The organism is Roseateles sp. GW821-FHT09G03 (assembly GCF_059416045.1).
In genome coordinates, this window is the sequence record NZ_JBWKOK010000001.1 from 724,750 (window position 1) to 741,650 (window position 16,901).

16 protein-coding genes are annotated in these 16,901 nt (G+C 69.5%); 10 read left to right on the top strand and 6 right to left on the bottom strand.

Features of this window, described 5'->3' with window-relative positions; translation table 11 throughout:
- Nucleotides 1-78: 78 nt before the first annotated feature.
- Nucleotides 79-1,641: a methyl-accepting chemotaxis protein gene (locus AC07OZ_RS03245; RefSeq protein WP_495465714.1), complete on the bottom strand. Its 1,563-nt coding sequence runs from the start codon at nt 1,639-1,641 to the stop codon at nt 79-81.
- Nucleotides 1,642-1,933: 292 nt separating this feature from the next.
- On the opposite strand from AC07OZ_RS03245, the gene AC07OZ_RS03250 reads away from it, so the two are divergent.
- Together AC07OZ_RS03250 and AC07OZ_RS03255 are read left to right on the top strand one after the other, a co-directional pair.
- Nucleotides 1,934-3,328 (top strand): MFS transporter, encoded by a 1,395-nt coding sequence (locus AC07OZ_RS03250; protein WP_495465715.1) that lies wholly within the window; start codon nt 1,934-1,936, stop codon nt 3,326-3,328.
- Between the two features lie 105 nt (nt 3,329-3,433).
- Nucleotides 3,434-4,366, top strand: coding sequence for a hypothetical protein (locus AC07OZ_RS03255; RefSeq protein WP_495465716.1), 933 nt, complete (start codon nt 3,434-3,436; stop codon nt 4,364-4,366).
- On the opposite strand, the gene AC07OZ_RS03260 is transcribed toward AC07OZ_RS03255, so the two are convergent.
- The 3 genes from AC07OZ_RS03260 to AC07OZ_RS03270 all read right to left on the bottom strand — a co-directional run bounded on the left by AC07OZ_RS03260 (nt 4,327) and on the right by AC07OZ_RS03270 (nt 5,906).
- Nucleotides 4,327-5,259 carry an MBL fold metallo-hydrolase gene (locus AC07OZ_RS03260; RefSeq protein ID WP_495465717.1) on the bottom strand — a complete coding sequence of 311 codons (933 nt, stop codon included), beginning with the start codon at nt 5,257-5,259 and terminating at the stop codon, nt 4,327-4,329. The genes AC07OZ_RS03255 and AC07OZ_RS03260 overlap by 40 nt on opposite strands.
- Before the next feature lie 64 nt (nt 5,260-5,323).
- Nucleotides 5,324-5,452 (bottom strand): hypothetical protein, encoded by a 129-nt coding sequence (locus AC07OZ_RS03265; RefSeq protein WP_495465718.1) that lies wholly within the window; start codon nt 5,450-5,452, stop codon nt 5,324-5,326.
- Nucleotides 5,453-5,480: 28 nt separating this feature from the next.
- A complete protein-coding gene (locus AC07OZ_RS03270; RefSeq protein ID WP_495465719.1) occupies nt 5,481-5,906 on the bottom strand; it encodes an organic hydroperoxide resistance protein in 426 nt (141 codons plus the stop codon).
- A 405-nt stretch (nt 5,907-6,311) separates the two neighbouring features.
- Between AC07OZ_RS03270 and AC07OZ_RS03275 the strand changes: the two genes are divergently transcribed.
- The 8 genes from AC07OZ_RS03275 (at nt 6,312) to AC07OZ_RS03310 (ending at nt 13,538) form a co-directional block, all read left to right on the top strand.
- Nucleotides 6,312-6,644, top strand: a complete 333-nt coding sequence (locus AC07OZ_RS03275; protein WP_495465720.1) for a hypothetical protein — start codon at nt 6,312-6,314, stop codon at nt 6,642-6,644.
- Nucleotides 6,645-6,732: 88 nt separating this feature from the next.
- On the top strand, nt 6,733-8,106 hold the full coding sequence (locus AC07OZ_RS03280) for a DUF2325 domain-containing protein (RefSeq protein WP_495465721.1): 1,374 nt from the start codon (nt 6,733-6,735) through the stop codon (nt 8,104-8,106).
- Nucleotides 8,107-8,298: 192 nt separating this feature from the next.
- Nucleotides 8,299-8,715, top strand: a complete 417-nt coding sequence (locus AC07OZ_RS03285) for a hypothetical protein (protein WP_495465722.1) — start codon at nt 8,299-8,301, stop codon at nt 8,713-8,715.
- Nucleotides 8,705-8,875 (top strand): hypothetical protein, encoded by a 171-nt coding sequence (locus tag AC07OZ_RS03290; RefSeq protein WP_495465723.1) that lies wholly within the window; start codon nt 8,705-8,707, stop codon nt 8,873-8,875. Before AC07OZ_RS03285 ends, AC07OZ_RS03290 begins: the two co-directional genes overlap by 11 nt.
- A 69-nt stretch (nt 8,876-8,944) precedes the next feature.
- Nucleotides 8,945-9,610, top strand: a complete 666-nt coding sequence (locus AC07OZ_RS03295) for a response regulator (protein WP_495465724.1) — start codon at nt 8,945-8,947, stop codon at nt 9,608-9,610.
- The gene (locus tag AC07OZ_RS03300) at nt 9,607-11,148 is read left to right on the top strand and encodes a sensor histidine kinase (protein ID WP_495465725.1); all 1,542 of its coding nucleotides are present in this window, start codon (nt 9,607-9,609) and stop codon (nt 11,146-11,148) included. Before AC07OZ_RS03295 ends, AC07OZ_RS03300 begins: the two co-directional genes overlap by 4 nt.
- Nucleotides 11,149-11,392: 244 nt before the next feature.
- Nucleotides 11,393-12,319, top strand: coding sequence for a tripartite tricarboxylate transporter substrate binding protein (locus AC07OZ_RS03305; protein WP_495465726.1), 927 nt, complete (start codon nt 11,393-11,395; stop codon nt 12,317-12,319).
- Nucleotides 12,320-12,434: 115 nt separating this feature from the next.
- The gene (locus AC07OZ_RS03310) at nt 12,435-13,538 is read left to right on the top strand and encodes a porin (RefSeq protein WP_495465727.1); all 1,104 of its coding nucleotides are present in this window, start codon (nt 12,435-12,437) and stop codon (nt 13,536-13,538) included.
- Between the two features lie 39 nt (nt 13,539-13,577).
- Here the strand turns inward: AC07OZ_RS03310 and AC07OZ_RS03315 are convergent, their stop codons facing one another.
- Both AC07OZ_RS03315 and AC07OZ_RS03320 read right to left on the bottom strand, forming a co-directional pair.
- Nucleotides 13,578-14,207 carry a flavin reductase family protein gene (locus AC07OZ_RS03315; protein WP_495466480.1) on the bottom strand — a complete coding sequence of 210 codons (630 nt, stop codon included), beginning with the start codon at nt 14,205-14,207 and terminating at the stop codon, nt 13,578-13,580.
- 100 nt (nt 14,208-14,307) lie between these two features.
- Complete coding sequence (locus tag AC07OZ_RS03320) at nt 14,308-16,806, bottom strand: mechanosensitive ion channel family protein (protein WP_495465728.1); 2,499 nt, start codon at nt 16,804-16,806, stop codon at nt 14,308-14,310.
- Nucleotides 16,807-16,901: the final 95 nt, after the last annotated feature.

The window sequence follows — 16,901 nt, forward strand, 5'->3', positions numbered from 1 at the left end:
AATCAGCGTCGTACTGCGACGGTTTTGCGACCGAGGACCTTGGGGAGGGCTGCGACCGAGGACGGTGGCGGGGTGGGCTCAGGCGGTGGCGCTGACGCGGAACTGGCTCACCAGCTTCGCCAGTTGCTGGGCCTGGCTGTTGAGGCTCTCGGCGGCGGCGGCGCTTTCCTCGACCAGGGCCGCGTTCTGCTGCGTGACCTGGTCCAGGTGGGTGACGGCGTCGCCGACCTGCTGGATGCCGCCGTTCTGCTCCTGCGTGGCGGCGGAGATCTCGCGGATCAGGGTGTCGACCTGACCCACCTGCGCGACCACGCGCTGCATGACCTCGCCGGCGCTCTGCGCCTGGCGGGCGCCGGTGTCCACGCGCTGGGTGCTGGCCTGGATCAGGTCCTTGATCTCCTTGGCGGCGGCGGCAGAGCGCTGCGCCAGCGCGCGCACCTCGGAAGCGACGACGGCGAAGCCGCGGCCCTGCTCGCCGGCCCGGGCCGCCTCGACGGCGGCATTCAGGGCGAGGATGTTGGTCTGGAAGGCGATGCCGTCGATCGTGCCGATGATGTCGCCGATGCGGCGCGACGCGTCGCTGATGCCCTGCATGGTCTCGACCAGGGCACTCACGGCGTGACCGCCTTCGCCAGCGGCGCCGGAGGCGTCGGCCGCCATGCGGCTGGCCTGCCCGGCGGACTGGGCGTTCTGCGCGACCGAGCTGGTCAGCTCCTCCATCGACGCGGCGGTCTGCTGCAGGCTGCTGGCCTGGGTCTCGGTGCGCGAGCTCAGGTCCGCGTTGCCTTGAGCGATCTCCTTGGAGCCGTTGGCGATGCTCTCGCTGCTGTCGCGCACCTGGCCGACCAGGCGGCCGAGCTGCTCCACCATGCGGGCCATCGCGCGCAGCAGGTCGGCGGGTTCGTCACGGCCCTCCGCGTGGATCCGGACGGTGAGGTCGCCGGCGGCGACGTCCTCGGTCGCGCGAACCGCCTCGGCGATCGGCGTGGTGATGGAGCGGGTCACCTGCAACGCCAGCGCGATGCCGATGGCCAGCGCCACGGCGACCGCGACCAGCGTCACGCGCAGGCCGCTGGCGTACGAGGCGGCGGCGTCCTTGGCGGCCTGGTCGCCGCCATCGCGGTTGAAGGCGACATCGACGTCGACCGCCTTGGCCAGCGCGCTGAACAGGGCGGAGGAGTTGCCGCCGGCCAGCTTGCGGGCGGTCTCGTGCTGCGCGTCACCGCCGGCGACGGCGCGTTGCAGTTCGGCGTCGGACTCGAGGAAGGCCTTCCAGGCGTCGCGGATCTGGCCGTAGAGCTGACGTTCCTTGTCGCCGGTGATGGACGGCTCGTACTCGCGCGCCGCCTTGTCGAAGGCCTGGACCGAGGCGTCATGCTGCTGAATGAGCTTGGCGCGGGCGCCGTCTTCGATCTCGAGCGCGCCGCGCAGCGACAGGCGGCGCGTTTCGTTGGCGGCGTCCTGCATGTCGGCCAGCTTGGCGACGCTGGGCAGCCAGTTGGTGTTGAGGTCCTGCACGTTGTCGTTGATGCGCGCCATCTGCTGGATGCCGAACGCCGCGATGAAACACAGCAGCACCAGCACGGTGGCGAAGGCCAGCGCCAGGCGCTTGCCGATGCGGAAGTTGCGGATGAAGGACATGGTCTTGACCGGGGGGAGGCCGGGTGTTACGAGAGGTGAATGCAGGTTGCGCCCGCGAGCCTTCAGAAACCTTTCCATCACGGGGTGATGAAGACGGCGTGAGCGCCTCGTCCCCACGTCCGGCGACCAGCCGCGCAGTCGTTCACACCAGAGGAGAAAACCGTACGGCGCACGACCTGACCCGGTTCCGCAGCAGCCCGGCGACGACCCTGGCAGCCCTCTCCGCAATTGCCCGGGTATGACAACGTTGTCAGCGTGCTCTATGCTTCGTCCCACAAGAGGAGACAAGTTGATGAGTGCAGATCTTTCCCAGGTCGCCGGTGGCGGTGCCCATCCGCGTCCTGGAGATGCGTCGCCGGGAGAGGCATCGGGCGGCGAGGCGGTGGTGGCGCACGTCCGTCATCCGCTGACCTGGGTGCCGTCCGTGTACCTGGCGATGGGCCTGCCGAACGTGCTGGTCGGTCTGGTCGCGGCCATCCTGTACAAGAACCTGGGCGTGTCCAACGAGGACATCGCGCTCTACACCTCGCAGATGTACCTGCCGTGGGTGCTCAAGCCGCTGTGGTCGCCGCTGCTGGAACCCTACCGGACCAAGCGCTGGTGGGTGATCGCGATGCAGTTCCTGATGATGGCGTCCATCGGCGCCGTCGCGTTCTGCCTGCCGCTGGACGGCTTCTTCCGCGCGTCGCTGGCCTTCTTCTGGATCACGGGCTTCGCCTCGGCGACGCAGGACATCGTGGCCGACGGCGTCTTCATGACGACGATGAGCCCGCCCGAGCAGGCGCGTTACGCCGGCGTGCAGGGCATGTGCTGGAACCTCGGCGCGGTGGTGGCCTCGGGGCTGCTGGTGTCGCTGACCGGCTGGCTGCACGGCTCGCTGGGCTGGAGCTGGGTGCAGTGCTGGATGGCGGTGATGCTGGGCGCGGCCGCGATGATGGGCGGCTTCGGCCTGTGGCACCTGCGCGTCCTGCCGCCGGGCGCGCCCTCGGCGGTGCAGGGGCAGGACCTGGCCAGCGCGATGGTGTCGCTGCGGCAGTCGTGGATCACGCTGTTCCAGAAGCCGTCGATCTGGATGATGCTGGCGGTGGTCTTCTTCTACCGCTTCGGCGAGGGCTTCATCGAGAAGTTCGGGCCGCTGTTCCTGCTGGATCCGCGCACGGCGGGCGGGCTCGGCCTGGATAACGCGGCACTGGGCCACATCTACGGCAGCGCCGGCACGATCGCGTTCATCGCGGGCGCGTTCCTCGGCGGCTTCATCGCCGCGAAGATGACGCTGCGGCGCTCGTTCCTGCTGCTGGCGATCGCCCTCAACCTGCCGCACCTGACCTACTACTACCTCAGCCACGCGCTGCCGACGGACCTGTGGTGGATAGGCGCCGTGGTCGCGATCGAGAAGTTCGGCTTCGGCATGGGCTCCGTCGGGCACATGCTCTACATGATGCAGCAGATCGCGCCGGGGCCTTTCAAGATGACGCACTACGCGATGGCCACCGGCGTGATGGCGCTGACCAAATGGGCCACGGGCAGCGTCAGCGGCTGGCTGTACGCGGGCGTGGGGCAGCACTACGCGAGCTTCTTCGGCTGGGTGCTGGTGTTCTCGATCCCGCCGATCCTGCTGGCGTGGCTGGCACCGTTTCCCGTCGACGCCGATCGGGATCAAGACCTGACCCGCGCCGCCGGGCATTGATGCCCGGCCCTGGCGTGAACGGGTTCACGCCGGGGCGCGGTGTCTCCCGACGCGAAGCCGTTCGTGCGGGACTGACTCGCCATCCCAACCACCGCGGATGGCCGCATGAAGATCGGCGCCCACTTCTTTTCCCACCACCGCCGCGTTGATCCGGCAGACGCGGGCGGCAGGGCTTCGACGCCCGATGCGGTCAGTCCCGGACAGCTGCGGCGGGCGCGGACGCTGCAGGATCTCTCCAGCACGAACGACGTGAAGCTCGTCCAGCTGGAGGACGGACGGCGCATGATCGTGAAGACGGGGGATTCGGTGCCGGATGCCGAGAGCGCCCTGACCCAGGAGGCCGAGGCCCGCAAGGAGGAGATGGTCCATCGCATCGGCCTGCTGGTGGGGCGGGCCTTTGCGCCCCGGCCCACCATCCTGACGTCGGCGGCGGGCACGCGCAGCACGATCGTCACGCCCGAGATCGACACGGGCAGGGCCAGGCTCGCCTGCCAGGATGCGTTCCATCCCCTGGGCGATTCCGACGATGCGCGAACCCTGCTCGGCAAGTACCGCCGCGACGGACTCAGCGTCTTCGACTTCATCGTCGGCCACGGGGATCGCTTCGACGAATGGGGCGCGCGGGGGCCGCGCTCCCCGAGCCGGATGAAGAATGTCCTGATCGACCGGCACGGCGGCCTGCATTCCATCGACCACGAGTCGGCCTTCACCAGTCCGCCATTCCCCGAGGTCTCCGACGCGGCCGTGCTCGACTTCTTCAAGGAGAAGCACGCCTACCGGGACTTCAGGCGCGCCCACCTCGGGCGTCTGATCGACGGCGCATTCCTGGAACTGGTGGGAGGAGATCGTGGCGCGCTGGAGCGGTTGTGCCACTACGCCGGGATCGATACCCACGGCGTGGCCCTGCGCGCGGAGCAGGTGCTCAGGCACTATGAGGCGCTGACTGAGGATGAAGGTCTTCGGCTCCGGCCGGGACCGAGGGCGGGCCGAAGCGCTGATCACTGCCGGCTCAAGGTGTTCAGCGGAATCTTCAGGTAGCTGATGCCGTTGTCCTCGGCAGGCGGCAGCTGGCCGGCGCGGATGTTGATCTGGATCGACGGCAGGATCAGCGCCGGCACCTCGAGCTGGGCGTCGCGGCCGTTGCGCAGCGCAACGAACTCGGCTTCGCTCACGCCGTCGTGGACGTGGATGTTGCGGGCGCGCTGGTCGGCGACCGTCGTTTCCCAGGCCGGCGCGCGGCCTGCGGGCGGATAGTCGTGGCAGACGAAGAGCCGCGTGGCGGCCGGCAAGGCCAGCAGGCGGCGGATCGAGCGGTACAGCGTCGCCGAGTCGCCGCCGGGGAAGTCGGCGCGCGCGGTGCCGACGTCGGGCATGAACATGGTGTCGCCGACGAAAACGGCGTCCCCGCCGCCGCCTTCGCCACCGCCTTCAATCGCGTAGGCCATGCAGGCCGGCGTGTGTCCCGGCACGAGCATCGCCCGCGCCTCGATGCCGCCGACCATGAAGGTCTCGCCGTCGCGGAACAGGTGGTCGAACTGGCGGCCGTCGGGCAGGAAATCGCGCTCCAGGTTGTAGAGCTTACGGAACACCGCCTGCACCTCGCGGATGTGCTCGCCGATGGCGATGCGTCCCCCGACGTGCGCCTGCAGATACCGCGCCGCCGACAGGTGATCCGCATGGGCGTGGGTCTCGAGGATCCACTGCACCGTGAGTCCGGCCTGCGCGATGTGCGCCAACACGCGGTCGGCGTGTACCGTGGACGTGCGACCGGACTTCAGATCGAAGTCCAGCACCGGGTCGACGATCGCGGCTTCGCGGGTCGCCGGGTCGGCCAGCACGTAGCTGACGGTGCCCGTCCGTTCGTCGTAGAAGGCCTGGATCGTGAAGGCGGCGGGGGCGGCCGGAGGAACGGCGGAGGATTCGGGGCTCATGGCCGAGGGCGCGCGTGGCAGGGTGACGGTGAAAGTCACTATACCCACCGACGACGCGCGCCCCTCAGCGGGCAGACCTGCGTTTTCCTGACGATCCCGCCGCGCTCGTGATGGCGGTGCATTGCAGGGGATGACGCACTTCATGCGCCGCGCCGCCGAACAGGAAGAGCAGGGCGAACAGCCATCGCTTCATGAAGCGCATCCTCCGGAGCGGGGCCGCGTCAGACCAGTTCCAGCCCGACGTTGATGTTGCCGCGCGTCATCTTCGAGTAGGGGCAGGTCTCATGGGCGCGCTTGACCAGCTCGTAGGCGGTGTCGCGCGGCAGGCCGGGCAGGCTGACCCGCAGCTTGGCGCTCAGGAAATAGCCGTCGGCGCCCTTGTTGAGATCGACCGACGCGTCGACGGCCGCCTCGGCCGGCAGGCGGACGCCGATCGCATGGGCGGCCAGACCCATCGCGCCGATGAAGCAGGCCGACCAGCCGACCGCGAAGAGCTGTTCCGGATTCGTGCCGGGACGCGATGTGCCTGGCGACCCCAGCTGGACGTCGAGGCGGCCGTCGTCGGACTGGCCGCGGCCGTCGCGGCCGCCCGTGGTGTGCGTGTGGGCGGTGTAGAGGACTTGGACGTGATCGGTGGTCGGGGGCATGTCGGACTCCAGTGGCGCAGCGTCACTTGCTGCATGACCCGCATTGCACCGGTCCGATGTATCGACGATGTGTGACGGTCCCGGTGAATTGGTGCGGCACATGTCAAGGCGGGTGGCGGACACACTGGCATACAAAGCGGCGCAACCGTGACGATCCTGGCGACGCCTGTGACGGTCCGTGACGACGACGTTGCCGCCGCGTAAAACCCGGGGCGTCCTGCGCCGCGACGGGCTTTCCAACGCCCGTTCGAGCGATTTCTTAAGCACACCCTAATTCGGTGGGCGCACCTTACGCCCAGGGCAACACGATGTTTGACGCAATCGGCCCGACGGGCCCCGCGGCCCACGGCGACGCCTTCACAAGACGCCACCGGCGCGGAGCCCGCCGAGCCGCAGGAGATGCACATGAGCAAGTCCACCCCGATCCTCGCCATGGTTGCCGCGTTTGCCGCGGCGTCGGCCCAGGCCTCGACGAATCCCGATGACATGGCGCGCCGATCGGAGCGCCGCGCGATGGTGCAGCAGCAGCTGCGCGCGGTGCAGGTCGAGCTCTACTGCGATCACCAGGACAACGCGATGCACCTGTTGCGCGACGTGCGCCGTCAGTTGATGGCGCAGCGCGATCCTGACAACTCGCGCGACCTGCGCCAGCTGGAGAAGGTCAGCTGGCTGGTCCGCCACGGCGACACCGTCGAGGCGATCGCGACAATCGACGCGACGCGCGGCCTGTCCGCCTGAGCGGGGTCGACCCGCCGCTGGCAGGCGGCGACACGCGTTTCGTAATATTCACCGGTATATTGCGAAGCGTCGTCAGCCGTTGCCCGCCATGCACAAACCTCCCTTCAAGCTCAGTCCCGGTGGACGGGCCGCGCTCGCCGGCGCGGACCGCCCGGGACGACTGACCCCCATCGCCTGCTGCGACGAGGAAGCGCCGTCCGCGCTGGAGGCGAGTCGGGTCACCGATCCGCACGGGCCGGCGGAACAGGACGGGCTGAGCGGGACGTCGACGGCGAGCCGCGCACGGCTCCATCAGCTCGATCCCCACCTGCATTGCTCGGTGATCGGGAATTGTCTGGGGACGGTGGAATTGCGCCGTTTGATGAGCCGACACGTCGACGTGACGGGGATGAGCGACCTGGACGTCCACCACACCGCGGTGTCCCTGGCACCGCAGGGCGGCGACGTGTCGAAGGCTTTGCACAAGGCGCTCGACCAGCGACATGCCGGTGCGGTCCGGACGATGTCCGCCGCTGCGGATGAGGCCGCGCTGGACGCCGCCTGGCGCGAGGCCTGGCGGCGCGGCGAGGTCCAGGGCGCGTACTGGGCCGTGCTGACCCACAAGGCGGTGACCGTCGCGCTGCGACAGGCGGTGTTCGGCGAGGTGCACATGCTCTCGCACCTGATGGCGTCGGCGAACCGGCATGACCTGCAGCGCTTCGTCGCGCTGGAGACGGGACATGCCGATCTGGAAGACAGGCTGGCGCGCGAGCAGGCGCGCCGGAACGACGCGCTGCAGGAGCGCGACCGGATGGCGGAGCAACTGCGCCAGCAGGCGGTCGACTTCGAACGGCAACTGGCCGAGGTCCGGGCCGCGATCCCGGACGTGCCTGCATCGGCGGGTGATCTTCTCGCGCAGGTCGCGTTGCAGACCGAGCGCCGCGAGCGCGCGGAGCGGCTGGCCGAAGACGCCGTCCGGCAGATGGACAGCTTGAGAGCCCAGTTGGAGCGCACGCAGGCACATGCTCGCGCGCAAGCCGAGGAACTGGCCGCCGCCGAGGCCGAGCTTCAGCGGCTGAGCGCGGGAACCCCCGACGCGGGCAGCGACGGCTCCGCGCTGCTGGCGGGGCGTCGCATCCTCTATGTCGGCGGACGACCGAGTTCCACGCCCGCGATCCGCGATTTCGTCGAAGGCCGCGACGGCGAGTTCCTGCATCACGACGGCGGCCTCGAGACCCGCAAGGGCCTGCTGGCGTCGCTGCTGCCGCGCGCGGACCTGGTGGTGTTCCCGGTCGACTGCATCGATCACGATTCGGCGCTGAACCTCAAGCGCCTCAGCGAGCGGCACCAGGTGCCGTTCCTGGCGCTGCGCAGCGCCAGCCTGGCGAGTTTCGCGGCCGCGGTGCGGCGGGAACTCGTGCCGTCGGGAGACGGCACGGGCACCACGCAAGGCGGCCGGCGGTTCTGCCTGCGACACGGCTGATCAGGGGTATTTCTCCATCGATCCGCGACGCTTCAGGCGCGGTTCGCTGGCCCCACTTTGTCCCGCGATCACGCCGGACTACCTGTTTGCATCATTTTGATGGCAAGAACCTCGCAAAACGCGGGGTCGGCTCGTTTTTGAGCCCTCCGGGCAGTTCTAGGATCGTCGTCATCTGCAGTACTTGGAGACGCGATGACCGCGGAGGCTTTGACTTATTGGCTGGCGGGCACCATACCCGCCGCGGCGACCTGGGCGTTGAATCTGATTCTGCGAGGAGAGCAGGCCTTGAAAAGCTCGGCCGCAGACTGGGCGCTGATGCTTCTTGCATTCGACGGCGCGATTGCCATTGGCATACAGGATCTGGCTTGCTATGTGCCGAATGCGGCCGTCAGGCAGCTTCTTCCGGCGATCACGCCGGCGCTGATCTTCTTGTCATTCCTGATTTGGCTGGTCATTGTCCGCTGGATTGAGCCGACATTCATGACGCCCTCGGATCAGCGCGCCTCATTTGTCGCCCGCGTGGTCACATGCATGACGATGTGGGCATTTGTTGGTTCCAATCTTTATTTTCACTACTACCTTCTCGGAAGGGGGTTCAATGTTGTCTGAACTATTGATCGGCGGCTTCGCAGCCTTTGTCTTTTACATGATCTTCTTTGGCACGATTTTCTATGTCGCCGGTCGAATGGGGTATCTGGATACCGACGAGGAAAAGGCGATTCGACGTCGCAATAAGGCAAGGGAGTCCTCGGCGGCAACTGAAGCTTGATCGGGCCAGGGGATCCATGTGGAAAGACACTAGCCGACCCCGCAAACCGCCGCGCTAGCATCGCGCGCCATGCGGATCCTCCTCGTCGAAGACGAAAAGCCCCTGGCCGACTGGCTGGTGAAGGCCCTTGGCCAGAACGATTTCGTCGTCGACTGGGTCGACGACGGCCGGCTGGTGCTGAACCAGCTGGCCGCCACGCGTTATGACGCGATGATCCTGGACCTCGGGCTGCCCGGCCTGGGCGGTCACGAGGTGCTGGCCCGGCTGCGCGACGCCGATTCGCGCGTGCCCGTGCTGGTGCTGACCGCGCGCGACTCGCTGATGGAACGTGTCAGCACGCTGCACGAGGGCGCCGATGACTTCCTCGCCAAGCCCTTCGAGCTGCAGGAACTCGAAGCCCGGCTGATCGCGCTGATCCGCCGCTCCCGCGGCCGCGATCAGCCGCGCTTCGCCTGCGGCCCGTTGGTCTACGACGCGGCCTCCAAGCTGTTCACGCTGGACCGCGAGCCGCTGGCGCTGTCGCCGCGTGAGCACGCGGTGTTGCGCACCTTGATCCAGCACAGCGGCGAGCCCATGTCCAAGCAGGAAATCCTGGAGCGGCTGTTCTCCGACGAACAGGACGTCCGGCCCGAAGCGGTCGAGGTCCTCGTCCACCGGCTGCGCCGCCGCATCGAGTCCGGCAAGGTGCGCATCACCACGCTGCGCGGCCTGGGTTACGTGCTGGAAGCGATGTGAAACGCCCCGGCCTCCGATGGCCCTCGCTGCCGACCCGATGGCATCGCTTCAGCGTCCGCCGCACGCTGCTCGCGCTGGTGCTGCCGGTGATGCTGGCCGCCGTCGGCATCGAGCTGGCGCTGACCTGGGGCACCGCGCTGCAGGCGGCCAACTCCGCCTATGACCGTTCGCTGCTCGGTGCCATCAAGGCCATCGACAGCAACGTGTCGACCGAGACCGGCGGCCTGTCCGTCGAGATGCCGTACCGGCTGCTGGAGTTCTTCGAGCTCACCGCCAGCGGCCAGGTCTATTTCCGCGTCAGCACCGAGGACGGCCTCGTCGAGATCGGCAACGCCGGTCTGCCGCTGCCGGGCCAGCCGCTGAAGACCGGCGTGCCGCGCTTCATCGATGCCGAGTACTTCGGCGCGCCGGTCCGGGTCGGCGCCTGGGCGCGCGAACTCGATGCCGAACGCCCCGGGCGGCGCCTGGTCATCCAGGTGGCCGAGAGCACGAACTCACGCAACGCGTTCTCGCGCGCGCTGCTGATGCAGGCGGTGTGGCGCGACCTGCTGACCGTGTCCATCGTCGCCGGCACGCTGGCGCTGGTGATCGGCTGGGCGCTGCGTCCGCTGGACCGGCTGCGGCGCGAGGTCGAGGCGCGCGCCGACGACGATCTCTCGCCGGTCGACGAGACGGAAGTGCCCGCCGACGCCGCGCCGCTGGTGCGCGCGATCAACCATCACCTCGCCCGGCAGCGCGAACTGATCGACGGCCGCCGGCGCTTCGTCGACGACGCCTCGCACCAGCTGCGCACGCCGCTGGCTACCCTGGCGACGATGGTGGGTTACGCGCGCCGGGAGCGCGATCCGGCACTGCTCGCCGAGGCGCTGACCGCGCTCAAGGGCCAGATCGACGACACCGTGCGGCGCACCAACCAGATGCTGGCGCTGGCCCGCGCGGATACCGCGGCCGTGGCGATGACACCGCTCGCGCTGGACCGGCTGGCCGATCGCTGCGCGCGCGAATCCTGGCCGTTCGCGCGGGAGCAGGGCATCGATCTCGGCTTCGACCACGCGGGTGGGGACATCGTTGTGCTGGGTCATGAAGGCCAGTTGCGCGAGGCGCTGCTGAACCTGCTGCACAACGCGCTGCGCTACACGCCGCGCGGCGGCGCCGTGACGCTGCAGGTCGGCGTGGAGCGCCAGGCTGCGCACGAGGAAGGCGGCGAGAGCGGCGAGGGCGGCGACGGTGGGAAGAACGGGACGAACACGAAGGACGGGGGCAACGCCGTGATCCGCGTCGTCGACGACGGCCCCGGCATTCCCGCCGATGAGCGGCCACGCGCGGGCGAGCGCTTCTTCCGCGGCAGCAATGTCGACCTGCCGGGTTCGGGGTTGGGCCTGGCGATCGTGCGGGCGATCGCCCGCCGCCACTCCGGCGACATGGAGGTCGCCGCCGCGCGCCTGGACGCCGACGGCCTGGAGCGTGGCACCACCGTCACGCTGCGGCTTCCGCTGCACGCGTCGACGGAAATTCCGTTCACGCTGAAAGCCGGCTGAAAGCGCCGCTTTCCTAGAGTCCGTCACAAGCAGGTGGCGGGCGACCGCGCGATCCTGTCGACGATGCGCGAGTGTTCGCGATCGACGACGGTCGGCGGCGATACAGACCACCGCGAGGAGACAAGACATGCGATCGATTCCGACCTGGGCGGCGGCGCTCATGGCGGCCGTCTGGCTGACCGCGTCCGGCGCTGTCGCGGCACCACCGGGCCGAGGCGCCCCGGCCCCCGCGAGGATGCCTGCCATGGCGCCCCTGCCGGGCGGCGACGCCGCGCCCGAATGCATCGCCCCGGCCAAACCCGGCGGCGGCTTCGACCAGAGTTGCAAGCTCGCGCAGGCCGCGTTCCAGCAGGCCGGCCTCACGACGACGCCGATGCGCATCAGCTACATGCCGGGCGGCGTCGGCGCGATCGCCTTCGACCAGATCGTCACGCGCCGTCCCGCCGAGCCGCGCACGCTGGTGGCCTTCTCCAGCGGCTCGCTGCTGAACCTCTCGCACGGCCGCTTCGGCAAGCGCAGCGTCGACGACGTGCGCTGGGTCGCCGCCGTCGGTGTCGACTACGGCGTGGTCCTGGTCGGCCGGCAATCGCCATGGAAGACGCTGCCCGACCTGCTCGCCGCGCTGAAGGCCGATCCGAACCGGATCAGCTTCGCCGCCGGTGGCACCATCGGCAGCCAGGACTGGGTCAAGTCGGCGCTGGTCGCCGGGGCCGGCGGCGTGGACCACAAGGCGATGCGTTTCGTCGCCTTCGAAGGCGGCGGCGAGGCCATCGCCGCGCTCAAGGGCGGCCATGTCCAGGTCTACATGGGCGACGCCTCGGAGGTCTTCGACAAGCTCGGTCCCAACAGTCCGTTCCGGGCATTGGCGGTGCTCGCTGACCAGCGTCTGCCCGGACCGTTGTCCGGCGTGCCGACGGCGCGCGAGCAGGGCGTCGACATCGTCTGGCCCGCGATCCGAGGTTTCTACGTCGGGCCGAAGGTGTCCGACGGCGACGTGGCTGCGTGGACCGCCGTCTTCGACCAGTTGATGGCGTCGCCGGCCTTCGACGAGGTCCGCGCGCGACACGGGCTGTTCCCGCTCGCACTCACCGGCCCGGCGCTGCGCGCCGTCATCGACCGCCAGAACCGCGAGTACGCCGGGCTCGCCACCCGTTTCGGACTCAGACGCTGAGCGCGTCGACGCACCGGTCCCGCCTTCCTCCGATTTCCCCAGCCCCGGTCCTCATCACGTGAGGACTGCGGGTGCCCCTGCGCCCGGATTTTTCAACGACAACAAGGAGACTCCCTTGACACCCTCCCGCAACACCTTGATCCGACGGACCACGGTCCGACTGAACACCCTGTGTGCCGCCGGCCTGCTGGCTCTGTGCGCGGCACCGTCCGCGTTCGCGCAGAGCAGCGTCACCGTCTACGGCATCGCCGATGTCCTGATGGAGTACCGCGATCACATGAACGCCGCGGGCGACCACCGCTTCGGCGTGACGTCGGGCGGCATGAACACGTCCCGCTGGGGCCTGCGCGGCGCCGAGGACCTCGGCGGCGGTCTGAAGGCCGTGTTCCAGCTCGAGGCCGAGGTCGCCTTCGACACCGGCATGGCCGGCTCGTCGTACTGGGGCCGTCAGGCCAACGTCGGCCTGGAGGGCGAGTTCGGCCGCGTCGTCGCGGGCCGTTCGTACACGACCACCTACGACTTCCTGCTGCCGTTCGACCCGATGGGCTACGCGCCGTTCTATTCGTGGGCCACGTCCGGCGGCCAGATCGCGACGTTGCCGCGCAAGGACGGGATGATCACGGGCATGTCCAACCTGATCAAGTACCAGGGGACCTTCGGTCCGGTGAAGGTCGGCGCGACCTACGCGCTGGGCGAGGTCACCGGTTCCGACTCGGCGGGCCGCTTCTTCGCGCTGGCCGGCGCCTACACGGCGGGACCGTTCTCGGCGACGCTGGTCGTCGACCAGCGCAACGGCACGACGATCGCCGCCAACGGCCGCTACGACAAGGAGAAGGCGCTGCACTGGGCCGCGTCCTACGACTGGAAACCGGTCAAGCTGTTCCTGGCGCAGCGTGTCTACAAGAAGGAGTTCGCCGTCGGCGGCGCCGACGCGAAGAGCACGATGACCTGGCTGGGCGCGACCTGGCAGGCGACGCCCGCGCTGAGCATCACGCCGGCCGTCTACTTCCAGAACATCTCCAGCGGCGCCAGCGGCACCGACGATCCCAAGCTCTACGCGCTGCGCGCCAAGTACGAGCTGTCCAAGCGCACCAGCCTGTACGCGGTCGCGTCGACGGCGAAGTCGGGCGACGGCGGCGTGGTCAGTGTCTCGCGCGACGACAACGGCTTCGCCGATTCGCAGTCCAGCGTCGGCGTGGGGATCCAGCACCGGTTCTGATCCCGGCGCATTGGGCCCGTCCAGGCGGGCGGGGCCCATTCAACCCGCCGCGGGCGTGTCCGGCACGACGATCGAGTCCCCGATCGCGTAGAACTGGCCGCCCGCGATGTAGTGCAGCGTGCGCAGTTCCGGCGGCGCGGACTCGAAGTGCCAATGCCCCTCGCTGAACACGCGGGCATCGGCCCAGGCCGCGACGACCTCGCCGATGAACAGGTCGTAGATCCACTGGTTGCGGGGCTCGGGCAAGACCCGGCACACCAGCCACGCGGCGCAGCCGTCCACGAGTGGGACGGGGCCCGTGGCGGCGCCATCCGGGCCGTCGCCCGCATCGGCGGGCAGCTCGATGTCGACCAGCGTCGCCCCCGCGTGGGCGAGCTTCTCCGCATCCTGATGCAGGCTGCGATTGCCGAGCCGGTGCGTCAGTCCGGCCTGCGCGGCCGTCGGCACCTGCAGCACGAAGAAGCCGCTGGCCTCGACCAGCTCTCGGGTGCGCGTCGCCTTGTCGAGCACCACCGTCACCTTCGGCGGCTGGAAATCCAGCGCGCAGGACCAGGCCGCGGCCATCGCGTTGCGCACGCCGCCGTGCGCGGCGGACACGAGCACGGTGGGTCCGTGGTTGAGCAGGCGGTAGGCCTTGTTCAGGGGAACGGGCGCGACGTGCTCGTTCAGGAGTTCGCTCAGGGGCGTGTTCAGAGGCGTGTTCATGGCGGCGACCATTGTGACGGCGGTCGTCGCACCGTGCGCCAGCGCGTGATTCGGCCCTCCGGCTTCAGACCGGCGCCGGCGGTGACGTCTGACCGGGCAGCAGGCCCTCTGCACGCAGCCGCGACAGCACATCGAAGAGCAGCTCGCTCTTGATGCCGTAGGCCGCGCGCGGCGAGTTCACGAAGCACGACGCGTTGAGCACCAGATTCGTCCCGTCCACGCCGTCGAGCTGCACGTTCGGCGCGGGCGTCGACAGCACGCCGCCGTGTGCCTGGAAGGCTTCCAGCACCAGCGCCTTCACGCGGTCGGTGTCGGTGGCCAGCGGCATCGGCAGCTTGAACTGCACCATGCCGAGCGACTCGCCGTAGGTCACGTTGCGCACGATCTTGGTGATGAACTCGGAGTTCGGCACGATCACCGTCGAGCGGTCGCCCATCTGAATCTCGGTCGCGCGCACGCTGATGCGGCGGATGTCGCCCTCGACGCCGGACAGCGAGACCCAGTCGCCCACCTTCACCGGCCGCTCCGCCAGCAGGATCAGGCCGGAGACGAAGTTCTGCACGATCGACTGCAGCCCGAAGCCGATGCCCACCGACAACGCGCTGGCGACCCAGGCCACGCTCTGCAGGCTGAAGCCGACGGCGGTGAGCGCCGCGGCGATCGCGGCGACGGTGCCGACGTAGCCGAACAGCGTCGTCGTCGACGAACGCATGCCGACATCCATGCGGGTCGTCGGCATGTAGCGCTCGGACAACCAGCCCTTGAGCAGCCGCACGGCGGCCAGCCCGACGAAGAGCACGGCCAGCGCCTGCAGCAGCTTGACCGGATTGAGCTGCAGCGTGCCGATGGTGAGGCCGTCCTGCAGGCTGCCGGAACGGCGCACCAGGTCCATCGGGCCTTCGCCGTAGGGCGCGAGCAGCAGCAGGAGCGCGAAGAAGCCGATCGTCACGCGGCACACGGCCGACAGCAGCAGGGCGGTCTGTTCGCGGGTGCGCGGCGGCGCGGGACCGTCGTCGGCCGCGGCGGAAGTGCCAGGTCTTGCGTTGGAGCCGCCCCTGCCATCGCCCTTGCCCTCGCCCGATGACGCCGCGGGCGAGGGCGCCAGCAGCGTCATGAAGAGGTCGTCGACCAGCACCGTCAGCAGGTAGGCGCCGCCGAGCACGATCAACGCCCAGACGACCTGGTTGAGCACGAACATCGCCAGCGACACGAAGCCGGTGAGCAGCGCGAGCGCCGCGCCGACCAGCGTCAGCCACGCAGCGGCGCGCAGCACCGACAGCCACAACGGGCGGATCGTGAGTTCAGGGTGATTGCCGGTCCCGGCGTCGACGACGGCGGCGTCGTTCTCCGTCGCGCCGCCGGCGTGCCGCCGCAGTTGCGCGATGGCGACCGCGAGCACCGCGATGAAGGTCAGCGACGCGAGCGTCTGCACGGCGCCGTTGCCAGAGACGCTCAGGTCCAGCGTCGCCGCGGTGCGGGACGACAGCCAGCCCAGAACGACAGCCGCCGCGAGCGTGCGCGGCAGCCAGGCCAGGCGCGACGCGGCGATGTCGGGGACCGGCAGCAGACGCCACGAGGGCTTGCGCGCCATCAGCAGCGCGGCCCCGAGACCGGCGATGAAGCCGCCGAACCAGACGATCGTCTCGGCCGTGTCCAGCCACTGGGCGAGCGAGTCGGGCCCCTCCGGCGCTCCGTCGACGAGGCTGGCGGTCAGGGTCAGCACCAGACCGTGCGCGATCAGCCCCGGCCGCAGTGTGCGCAGGGCCACCTCGCTGATCGCGAACAGCGACCGGCGCAGGCGTCCGGGCGGGATGCGCGTCGCGCACAGGCGAGCGGTCAATCGCCGGGCACCGAGGCAGAACACAAGCCACGCCGCCACCGCGGCGACGAAGATCGCCCAGGCCGTGGCCGGCACCGAGGACCACAACGCCCCGAACTCGATCCCGAACACGCGGGCACGTTCCAGATCGGCCGCGCGATCGGTTCCCAGGGCGCGCCAGAACCCCGATTGGAGCAGGGACGGCACGCGCTCGCCGAGCCGGGCGCTCAGCTGCAGCCGCTGGGCCGCGCTGGCGTTGCGCAGGGTGCTGTCGGCTTGTCCGCCGAGGTCGTTGGCGACCTTCACCTGGCCGTCGATCATGGCGACTTCCCGTCCCAGTTGCGCGCGCAATTGCGCCACCTCGGGCGTTTCCTTGACGTCCGCCTGGGCCGTGCCGAGTTGTGCGAGCCGGTTCTTGGCATCGTCCAACTTCGGCTGAAGCGCGGAGCGCGCCTGGTCGATGCGCGACTTCACCCGCTCGACCTTGTCCTTGATGTCGTTCAGGTCCTCGGCCGTCAGTTCCTTGCCCGGCTTGGGCTGGGCCGACTTCAGTTCCGTCTTGGCCAGGTCGAGCAGCTTCGCCGGATCGGTCGGCTCCGGCGCCGGGTCTTGCGCGAAGGCGGGCAGCGCCAGCGTCGCGGCGCAGAGCAGCAGCGCGCACAGCAGCCACGTCCGCAGGGGCCAGGCGGCCCGGGGCGAGCGACGGGAGGGCAGGGAGCTCAGGGAAGTCGGGAAAACAGTCATCCATGCACCGCGGAATCAGGGTGCCGCCTGGGCGGCAAGCGGCGGTCCCGGGTCCGGCCCGAGGGCCTCAAGAGGCCTGATGACACCGTGAGGGC

Bases quoted from the DNA above. Each gene is read 5' to 3' on its own strand.
- AC07OZ_RS03245 (WP_495465714.1), bottom strand. From the start codon at position 1,641: ATGTCCTTCATCCGCAACTTCCGCATCGGCAAGCGCCTGGCGCTGGCC.
- AC07OZ_RS03250 (WP_495465715.1), top strand. From the start codon at position 1,934: ATGAGTGCAGATCTTTCCCAGGTCGCCGGTGGCGGTGCCCATCCGCGT.
- AC07OZ_RS03255 (WP_495465716.1), top strand. From the start codon at position 3,434: ATGAAGATCGGCGCCCACTTCTTTTCCCACCACCGCCGCGTTGATCCG.
- AC07OZ_RS03260 (WP_495465717.1), bottom strand. From the start codon at position 5,259: ATGAGCCCCGAATCCTCCGCCGTTCCTCCGGCCGCCCCCGCCGCCTTC.
- AC07OZ_RS03265 (WP_495465718.1), bottom strand. From the start codon at position 5,452: ATGAAGCGATGGCTGTTCGCCCTGCTCTTCCTGTTCGGCGGCGCGGCG.
- AC07OZ_RS03270 (WP_495465719.1), bottom strand. From the start codon at position 5,906: ATGCCCCCGACCACCGATCACGTCCAAGTCCTCTACACCGCCCACACG.
- AC07OZ_RS03275 (WP_495465720.1), top strand. From the start codon at position 6,312: ATGAGCAAGTCCACCCCGATCCTCGCCATGGTTGCCGCGTTTGCCGCG.
- AC07OZ_RS03280 (WP_495465721.1), top strand. From the start codon at position 6,733: ATGCACAAACCTCCCTTCAAGCTCAGTCCCGGTGGACGGGCCGCGCTC.
- AC07OZ_RS03285 (WP_495465722.1), top strand. From the start codon at position 8,299: ATGACCGCGGAGGCTTTGACTTATTGGCTGGCGGGCACCATACCCGCC.
- AC07OZ_RS03290 (WP_495465723.1), top strand. From the start codon at position 8,705: ATGTTGTCTGAACTATTGATCGGCGGCTTCGCAGCCTTTGTCTTTTAC.
- AC07OZ_RS03295 (WP_495465724.1), top strand. From the start codon at position 8,945: ATGCGGATCCTCCTCGTCGAAGACGAAAAGCCCCTGGCCGACTGGCTG.
- AC07OZ_RS03305 (WP_495465726.1), top strand. From the start codon at position 11,393: ATGGCGCCCCTGCCGGGCGGCGACGCCGCGCCCGAATGCATCGCCCCG.
- AC07OZ_RS03320 (WP_495465728.1), bottom strand. From the start codon at position 16,806: ATGACTGTTTTCCCGACTTCCCTGAGCTCCCTGCCCTCCCGTCGCTCG.